Origin of the sequence: Kitasatospora sp. NPDC057738, assembly GCF_042798815.1 — a bacterium.
Taxonomy (GTDB): domain Bacteria; phylum Actinomycetota; class Actinomycetes; order Streptomycetales; family Streptomycetaceae; genus Kitasatospora; species Kitasatospora lactacystinica.
The window spans coordinates 6,438-14,125 of the sequence record NZ_JBHVJT010000130.1; the positions used below are offsets into that span (position 1 = coordinate 6,438).

The 7,688-nt window shown below is 74.2% G+C and carries 8 protein-coding genes; 7 read left to right on the forward strand and 1 reads right to left on the reverse strand.

All coding sequences use genetic code 11. From position 1 onward, the window contains the following. Nucleotides 1-102 precede the first annotated feature (102 nt). Nucleotides 103-912: an alpha/beta hydrolase gene (locus ACFVGO_RS38280; protein ID WP_359913477.1), complete on the reverse strand. Its 810-nt coding sequence runs from the start codon at nucleotides 910-912 to the stop codon at nucleotides 103-105. Between the two features lie 332 nt (nucleotides 913-1,244). Between ACFVGO_RS38280 and ACFVGO_RS38285 the strand changes: the two genes are divergently transcribed. The 7 genes from ACFVGO_RS38285 (at nucleotide 1,245) to ACFVGO_RS38315 (ending at nucleotide 7,684) form a co-directional block, all read left to right on the forward strand. Continuing rightward, complete coding sequence (locus tag ACFVGO_RS38285; protein WP_380352657.1) at nucleotides 1,245-1,694, forward strand: nuclear transport factor 2 family protein; 450 nt, start codon at nucleotides 1,245-1,247, stop codon at nucleotides 1,692-1,694. Between the two features lie 289 nt (nucleotides 1,695-1,983). Next, nucleotides 1,984-2,760, forward strand: a complete 777-nt coding sequence (locus ACFVGO_RS38290) for a peptidase inhibitor family I36 protein (RefSeq protein ID WP_359913471.1) — start codon at nucleotides 1,984-1,986, stop codon at nucleotides 2,758-2,760. A gap of 127 nt (nucleotides 2,761-2,887) precedes the next feature. Then, nucleotides 2,888-3,169, forward strand: a complete 282-nt coding sequence (locus tag ACFVGO_RS38295) for a hypothetical protein (protein WP_380352655.1) — start codon at nucleotides 2,888-2,890, stop codon at nucleotides 3,167-3,169. A gap of 68 nt (nucleotides 3,170-3,237) precedes the next feature. Further along, a complete protein-coding gene (locus ACFVGO_RS38300; protein ID WP_380636813.1) occupies nucleotides 3,238-4,644 on the forward strand; it encodes a cytochrome P450 in 1,407 nt (468 codons plus the stop codon). 99 nt (nucleotides 4,645-4,743) lie between these two features. Further along, entirely contained in the window at nucleotides 4,744-5,400 is a 657-nt protein-coding gene (locus tag ACFVGO_RS38305) for a DUF1707 domain-containing protein (protein WP_359913462.1), read from the forward strand. Nucleotides 5,401-5,480: 80 nt separating this feature from the next. Then, a complete protein-coding gene (locus ACFVGO_RS38310; protein WP_380636814.1) occupies nucleotides 5,481-6,281 on the forward strand; it encodes a serine hydrolase in 801 nt (266 codons plus the stop codon). A 200-nt stretch (nucleotides 6,282-6,481) separates the two neighbouring features. Next, entirely contained in the window at nucleotides 6,482-7,684 is a 1,203-nt protein-coding gene (locus ACFVGO_RS38315) for a transferase (RefSeq protein WP_380636816.1), read from the forward strand. The last annotated feature ends 4 nt before the right edge of the window (nucleotides 7,685-7,688 follow it).

The window sequence follows — 7,688 nt, forward strand, 5'->3', positions numbered from 1 at the left end:
CCTCCTCCCCCTCGCCAGGTGAGGCGGCTACCCCACAAACTACCCCCCTCTCCTCGCCCACACCCCTCCCCCGCCCCCCCCCCCCCCCCGCGACCGTTCGCGTCAGGCCGACGCGGCGTCCGGCCCGGACACCGGCACAGGGGCAGCCCCCTGTGCCGGGCCGGTCGCCGGACCGGACGCCGGGCGGCCGAGGTGGCGGGCGAGGAAGCGGACCGCGCTGTCGGCCTCGAAGCGGGGCAGGTCCTTGTGCCGGCCGGTGTTCGCGTGCAGCGTCTTCTCCGTCGAGGCGAACGCGTCGAACAACGCCAGGCCGGCCTCGCGCGGGATGTGCTCGTCGTCCCACTGGAGGTCGAACTCGATCGGGACGGTGATCCGCCGCGCCTTCTCGGCCAGGGCGTCCGGCCAGTGCAGCCCGAACACCGCGGCCGTGATCCGGGGTTCGACCGCCACCAGCGGCACGCCGATCGCGGTGGCCATGTTGAGGCCGAAGTAGCCGACCGGCCCGTCGGTGCCGATCTCCGGAAGCTGCTGGAGCGCGTCCAGCGCCGCCCGCCACTCGGGCACGGCGAGCTCCGCCAGGTGCGCGTTGTAGCGCACCACGACCGGCCCCTCCGGCTCGCCCGCCGCCCGGGCGCGGTACAGCTCGGCGATCTCCGCCTCGTCGTGCGCGCTGCGCGGCCGGTCGCCGTGCCCGGGGGCGTCGAGGACGGCGACGTGGAAGCCGCAGCCGGCCACCAGGAGCCGCGCCCGGCCCGACATGGACGGGTGCTTCCTGTGAGTGCCGCCGCCGTGGCCCATCAGGACCAGGGGCGCACGACGGGTGCCGGAGGCGGAGGGCGCGCCGGCTCCGGCGCGGACGGGGGACCAGAGCACACCGGGGACGCCGCCCACGGTGAAGTCGCGCTCGATCATGCCGTTCGCCGAGGACTCGGCGGTGAACCGAAGAGACCGAGGAGACTGAAGAGACAGGGAAGAGTGCATCGGTGTTGCCTTTCGGGAATGCCTGCTCGAAGCGGCGCTCCCGGCGACACCTGGGTCAGTCGCCAGCCGTGATCTCCAGGGGGAGCACCCATATCGGTACTGCGTTCACGGGGCTCACCTCCTCGGGCGGTTTCACGGGCGACTGGAAGCTAACATCCCGGCAGCCGTCCCCGCCAGCGGATTTCCGACGCCCGGTCAAAAGCGTGGGAGAGTCGGGGAGAGGGGCGGAGGAACCGACTGCCGCCGGGCCCGTGGGGGAGAGCATGTCCGCGTCCGTCGATCCGGTACCGAGCCACCGCGCGATCGAGAACCTGATCGCGTGCTACGCCGAACTCGTGGACGACGGCGACTTCGCGGGGCTCGGCGCCCTGCTCGCCGACGCCGTCTTCGTCGGCAGCGGCGTGCCGGTCCGCGGGGCCGCGGCGATCGAGGCGATGTTCCGGGAGACGATCGCCGTGTACGCCGACGGGACGCCGCGGACCCAGCACGTCACCGGCAACCTGGCCGTCGAGGTCGACGAGCGGGCGGGGACGGCGGTCGCGCGCTCGTACGTCACGGTGCTGCAGGCGCTGCCCGAACTGCCGCTGCAGGCCATCGCCGCCGGCCGGTACCACGACCGCTTCGTGCGCGGGGAGGACGGGCGGTGGCGGTTCGCGGAGCGGCGGGTGAGGATCACCCTGGTCGGCGATGTGAGCCGCCACCTGCGGCGCTAGGGTGCGCGGACCAAGACGAGAGGGACGGCCGGGACGGGGACGTCCCCGGCGAAGAGGACCGCACCCGCCGCTACCAGGACGGGTTCCGGGCGGCCCAGCCCGAGGGCCGCACCGGCGACCCCCGTGCGCGGCCGTTCCGCACGCTCGGCCTGGCCGGCCGGAGCCGGGGCGCGGACGGGCGTTCCGGGTGTCCGGACCGGTGTTGCGGCCCCCTGCCCTCGGGCGGAAGCTGGAATTCGGAGGCCGGGCACCGGGCTCGGCCTGTAAATCCGTCGAACGGATACCTCCGATGTCACATTCCGAGGACAGCAGGGCGTTCGAACTTCTGGCCGCGATGGTTGCGGGTGATGCCGACATCAGCGACGGAATCGCGGAACTCGGGGCGCAGGGAATCGGTTCACTGGAGGAATGCGTCCGGGTGCTCCGGGAGGGCCTCCGGGCGTCGGCGGGGGACCGGGCCGACGCGCTGCGCCCGAGCGACCCCCTGCGCGCGCATGCGCCCGCGCCGCCGGAGGTCGCCGCCCGGATCGTTCATCAACAGCCCGACCTGCCCTTCATGTTCGAGGGGGAGCTGCACGACCCGCAGGACATCGCGCGGCTCAACGGCCGGGAACTGCACGCGGTGTCGACCCCGGGCGCCGGTCACCTGCTGGTCGTCGACGACATCGCGGTCATCGAGCAGTGGTGGCGGATCCTGTTCTTCGAGCAGTACGTGCACCGCGCGGGAACCTCCCGTGCGCTTTCGGCGGAACCGCAGCCGCGCGAGTTCCACCCCCGGACCTGGTTCTACGAGGACGACAATCTGGGCGGCGGCAATATCTTTCTGGATGCGAATAGGGGGTATTACGACCTGACGAAGGTCACCTATTTCCCCTTCGCCGACTGGAACGACAGGATCTCCTCCTTCTGGATGCTGGGCACGCAGGTGACGAGACTGTGGTCCGACATCCACTGGTCGGGGAACTCGCACACCTTCGTGCTGCCGTTCGGCACCCCGGAGTTCCGGCAGATGGAGTTGCGCAGCATCGGTTTCAACGACATCTCCTCCTCGCTGGAGACCTGGTAGGAGCCCGTACGCCCGCGTCGGTTCGGGGGATTGCGGCGGGGGTTCCGGCGTGGACGGGGCGGCGGGGGAATCCATGCCCCGGAAGGGCGCCGCAACCGGTCGTGCGCCCTCGGAAGGGAGAACAGTCATGCGTCGTCGGATTGCCGCGGTCGGGATGCTGGCCGCCGCCGGAGTGCTCGCGTTCGCCGTGCCCGCACAGGCGGCGACGGGGGTGCTGGTGGTGAACGGTGCGGCGCACCGGAACCCGGCGCGGGGGTGCTACCCGACCGTGTCGCCCGTAGTCGTCCAGAACCTCACGGACGCGAGGGTCGACGTGTACTCCGCGGCGAACTGTCAGGGGTCGCTGACGCGGGAGATCGCCGCCGGGATGTCCGCGGCGACGGTCGGGTTCAGCTACTTCGTCAACTGACGCCGGAGCAGGACCGGAGCACGGGAAGTCGGCCCCGCCGACTTCCCACGCCGTCACGAGGAGGTGCGATGGAGATCCCGGGGCCCGAACCGTGCGCCGACGGCGGGGTGGGCGCCATCGCGCGGGCGGGCGGCCTGCACGCCTACCAGCTGTGGCTGCACGCCGAGTACGGACCCGTCGCGCGGCTCCAGCTGCCCGGGGCCGGGACCGCCGTGTCGATCGCCGATCCGGTGCTGCTGGAGGCCGCGGTCCACCTCGACGAGCGGCCCCGGCGGCTGTTCTCCTTCCTGGACCCGCTGTTCGAGGCGGGCAACCTCCAGGTGCTCCCGGCCGACGAGCACGGGCCGTGGCGCCGGCTGCTGCTCACCGTCCTGGCCGGACGGCCCTCGCACGAACGGCACGTCGCCCGCTTCGCCGCCCTGGCGACCGGGCTCGCCGACCGCTGGGCCGCCCTGCCCGCCGGGCGGTCCGTCGAGCTCCAGCGGGAACTGGCCGGGCTCTCCCTCCGGATGGTCTGCGGCTACGCCCTGGGCGGCGAGGTCGAGGACCCGGACGGCGTGGTCGAGGCCTTCGAGGCGGTGCTCGCCGACCGGGTGGAGCGCCTCTACCGGGATCCGGCCGAGCAGGCCCCGGAGCAGCACGTCGAACGGACCGCGCGGGCCCTCGCCCGGCTGCGGGCGACGGTCGACCGGGTGATCGCCGCGCACCGCCCGGACGGCCCGGGCGCCGGCGGCCCCGGCACCCGCGACCGCGGCGCAGGCGGCCCCGGCACCGACAACCCCAACACCAGCACCCTCGACCGCAGCGACCTGATCGGCGCCCTCGTCGAGGCCGGCGAGAGCCCCGCGAGGATCCGTGACACCGTCCTCGCCGTGATGCTGGCCGCCCACCACACCACGGGTGTGGCCGTCTCCTGGACGCTGCACCTGCTCGCCGCCCACCCGGAGGCGGCCGCGCGCGTCACCGAGGAGCTCGACCGGGTCCTCGGCGACCGCCCGGCGCCCGACCACGCCGACCTGCACCGGCTGCCGTACCTGGGGATGGTCCTGCGCGAGTCGCTGCGCCGCTACCCGCCCGGCCCGTACGGCGCCCGGTGGACCGCCGGTCCGCTGGCCGTCGGCGGGTACACCGTCCCCGCCGGGGCGGTGGTCCTCCTCCCGATCCTGGCCGTCCACCTGAACCCCGCGTACTGGCCCGAGCCGGAGCGGTTCCGGCTCGAGCGGTTCACTCCCGAGGAGTCGGCGGGGCGCCCCCGGCTGGCCTGGATCCCGTTCGGCCTGGGCCCGCGTGCCTGCGAGGGGGCGGGCCTGGCCATGACGGAGGCCCTGGTGCTGCTGGCCGTCCTGCTCAAGCGGCTCGGCTTCCGGCCCGAGCCGGGCCACCGGGTGGTCCCGGTCGAACGGTTCGTGCTGTGGGCCGCCGACGACATCCGCATGCTGGTGAGCCCGCGCGCCGCGGACGGCCCGTCCCGCTGAGCGGTCTGGCGGGAACTCCTATCGCGATATATCGTGAGTTCCCGTCCGTGTCGCCGACCCCGACGCGTGACGACCATCGTCGAGTTCAGGACGGGAAGTATGCCGGGAGAGATCGTGCCCGCCGGGACGCACTCCGGCGGCGGCCCGCAGCAGTCCGGGATGCGGGCCTCCCATGCCGACCGGGACCGGGTGGCCGAGCTGCTGCGGATCGCTGCGGGCGACGGCCGGCTGACCCCGGACGAGCTGGACGAGCGCCTGGAGGCCGCCCTGTCGGCGCGGACGCTCGGCGAACTGGCCGGGCTGACGGCCGACTTGCCGCCGGTGTCGATCTCCGCCGACGGGGTGGTGGCGGAGGTCAAGGACGTCCTGCGGATCGACCAGCGGTGGAGCGCGGTCAGGCGGGAGGGGCGCTGGGTGGTGCCGCGACGGCTGGAGCTCTTCGTGGAGTGGTGCGACGTGACGCTCGACTTCACCCAGGCGGTGATCACCCAGGACACCCTGCGGATCGACCTGGACATGGAGGGCAAGACCCTGACGCTGATCACCGGGCCCGGCGTCGTGGTCGATTCCGACGCCCTGGCACTGGAGTTCAGCAGGGTCAGGAACGACCGGGCGCCGGACTCCGGCGGGCCGGTCGCCCTGCGCGTGGAGCTGGTCGGCCGGAAGCGCCACGGCCGGATCGTCGTGCGGCAGCCGCGGCGGACGGCCGGCCAGTGGCTGCTGCGCAAGCCCGTGGCGCTGCCTCCCGGCGGCTGACGGGCCGCCGCGGCTGCCGCGGGTTCGTGTCGTGCGCCGCAACCGTCGAGGTCCGACCGGTTCTGCCCTACCCTTCCTCCATGCTCTCTGTGGTGGTGGCCCCCTGGATGGGCGACTCGAAGCCGGTGTTCCTCCACAACCCGGACGAACTGCACGACGCCGCGAGCACGATGAAGGTCGCCGTGCTCGCCGCGCTCTGCCGCGGCGGCGTCAGTCTCGACGCCGAGGTCCCCGTGGTGAACCGCTTCGAGTCCGTCGTGGGCGGGGAGTTCGGCAACGACCCGGACCGGGACAGCGACCCGCTGCCCTGGGAACTGCTCGGCACCCACGTCCCGCTCCGGCTGCTCGCCGAGCGGATGATCACCCACTCCTCCAACCTCGCCACCAACATCTGCCTGGCCCGCACCACCCAGCAGGCCGTCGCCGACGTGTGGCGCCGCGCCGGAGCCACGCACAGCGCCACCCCGCGCGGGATCGAGGACTACGCGGCGCGCGCCCGGGGCGTGCACAACCGGGTGAGCGCCCGCGACCTGGTCCGGCTGCTGCGCTCGCTCGCCGACGAGCCCGAACTCCTCGGCCTCCTCGAATGCAACGAGTTCCGGGTGGACCTGGCCGCCGGGCTCCCCTCCAACACCCGGATCGCCTTCAAGAACGGCTGGATCCCCGGCACCCGGCTCGGCGTGGGCCTCATCCAGGCGGCCGACTGCCCGCCCTACCTGATCGCCGTCTGCTACACCGGCCCGCTCGCCGACGGCACGGACCGCACCGACCCGGCGGCCCGCCTGCTCGCCCGCATCTCCAAGGCGGTGTGGGACCGCCGGGACCAGATCAGCCGGCCGGTGCCCTCGGCCCGCCCGGCGCCGCTCCGTTCGGCGGGTTGATCCCTACGAGCCCGTGGTGGCCGGCGCGTGACGCTGCGGAGGATCCGCTGACGGACGGCCCGGACGCGCTCCGGGCCGTCCCGCTCGGGGCGTGCGCCGGGGAACCGGCGCCGATCGCACACGCATGACGGCCCGTCCGTTGCGGTATCGGATTGAAGGGTCCTGCTCAACGGCTGCGCGAGGGTTCGGGGGTGGTCGGCGTGTCGTCCCGGCTACGGATGTTCGCCCGGTGGATCACGGCGGTCGCGCTCGCGGCGGCGTACGCGGCCCTGCACCTGCTGGTCAACGTGGGCGTGGGCCAGCAGGTGCGCGCGAGCAGGGCGGGGGCGCTGTGGTGCGGGGCGGTCGCCCTGGCACTGCTCGGGCCCGCCCTGTGGCTGCGGCACCGCCGACGGGCGGGGGTCGCCGAGATCGTCGCGCTCGTCGACCGCTACGGCACCCGGCGGCCGCGATGCCGGCGGGCCGTCCTGGCCGCCAACACCGCAGGGTGCGTGCTGGCCGGGGGCGGCGCGCTCGCCGTCGCCGTGTCGGAGCGCAGCGCCGCGCTCCCGCCGGAGGCGTCGCTCCTGCTGCTGGCGGGCGGCGTCGCGGCGGCGGGGGCCGGCCTCCTGGTCCTGCGCAGCACCCGTCCGTACGCGGCTCGCGGGGCGGCCCAGGCCCTGCTCCGGGACGGTCGCAGACCCGTGCTCTACCTGCGCAGCTTCGACGACGACGAGGCGGCCGCCCGGGTGGACGACAGGGCGAGGAGCGACCTCCGCGCGCGGGAGGTGCAGTTCGCCGCCGCGCTGGGCGCCGTCGGTCCCGTGATCGCGGTGGGGCGGCCGGGGGAGACCCTTCCGCTCCTGGGCGCGGCCCGGTTCTACCTGCCGCTCGACGACTGGCAGGGTACCGTGCGGCGGTTGATGGACCTGTCCCAGCTGATCGTGCTGCGGCTGGGGCCGGGGGAAGGGCTGCGGTGGGAGATCGGGGAGGCCCGGGCCACGCAGCCGCCGGCGAAGCTGATCCTGCTGGCCCCGCGCGGCTTTCCGGAGCTGGCCGGCCAGGTGAACGCGAGCCTCCCCACCCCGCTGCTGCCCAGGGAGATGGTCGTGGGCGGGCACTGGGTCGGAGCCGTCATCGCCTTCGACGCCCACTGGACCCCCCGGGTGTTCCCGGTGAAGGAGCGCAGGGGGCGGACGGCGTGGACGGCCCGGTCGGGCGGCTCCTCCCTGCGGACGCCCACCGTGCACCTGGTCCGCACCATCCACACGGCGCTGGCCGCGACCGGGAGGCGGCAGCGGGCGATGGCCTGGAGGGCGCAACTCGCCACCAGGAAGGCCGACCTGGTGATGGCGGGGCTGGCCCTCGCGCTGGTCCTGCCGGGGTGGCTCGGGTACCGGATCCTGCAGTTGGCCGGTCGCTGAACCT

Coding starts and splice junctions, on each gene's coding strand:
- ACFVGO_RS38280 (WP_359913477.1), bottom strand. CDS start 912: ATGATCGAGCGCGACTTCACCGTGGGCGGCGTCCCCGGTGTGCTCTGG.
- ACFVGO_RS38285 (WP_380352657.1), top strand. CDS start 1,245: ATGTCCGCGTCCGTCGATCCGGTACCGAGCCACCGCGCGATCGAGAAC.
- ACFVGO_RS38290 (WP_359913471.1), top strand. CDS start 1,984: ATGTCACATTCCGAGGACAGCAGGGCGTTCGAACTTCTGGCCGCGATG.
- ACFVGO_RS38295 (WP_380352655.1), top strand. CDS start 2,888: ATGCGTCGTCGGATTGCCGCGGTCGGGATGCTGGCCGCCGCCGGAGTG.
- ACFVGO_RS38300 (WP_380636813.1), top strand. CDS start 3,238: ATGGAGATCCCGGGGCCCGAACCGTGCGCCGACGGCGGGGTGGGCGCC.
- ACFVGO_RS38305 (WP_359913462.1), top strand. CDS start 4,744: ATGCCGGGAGAGATCGTGCCCGCCGGGACGCACTCCGGCGGCGGCCCG.
- ACFVGO_RS38310 (WP_380636814.1), top strand. CDS start 5,481: ATGCTCTCTGTGGTGGTGGCCCCCTGGATGGGCGACTCGAAGCCGGTG.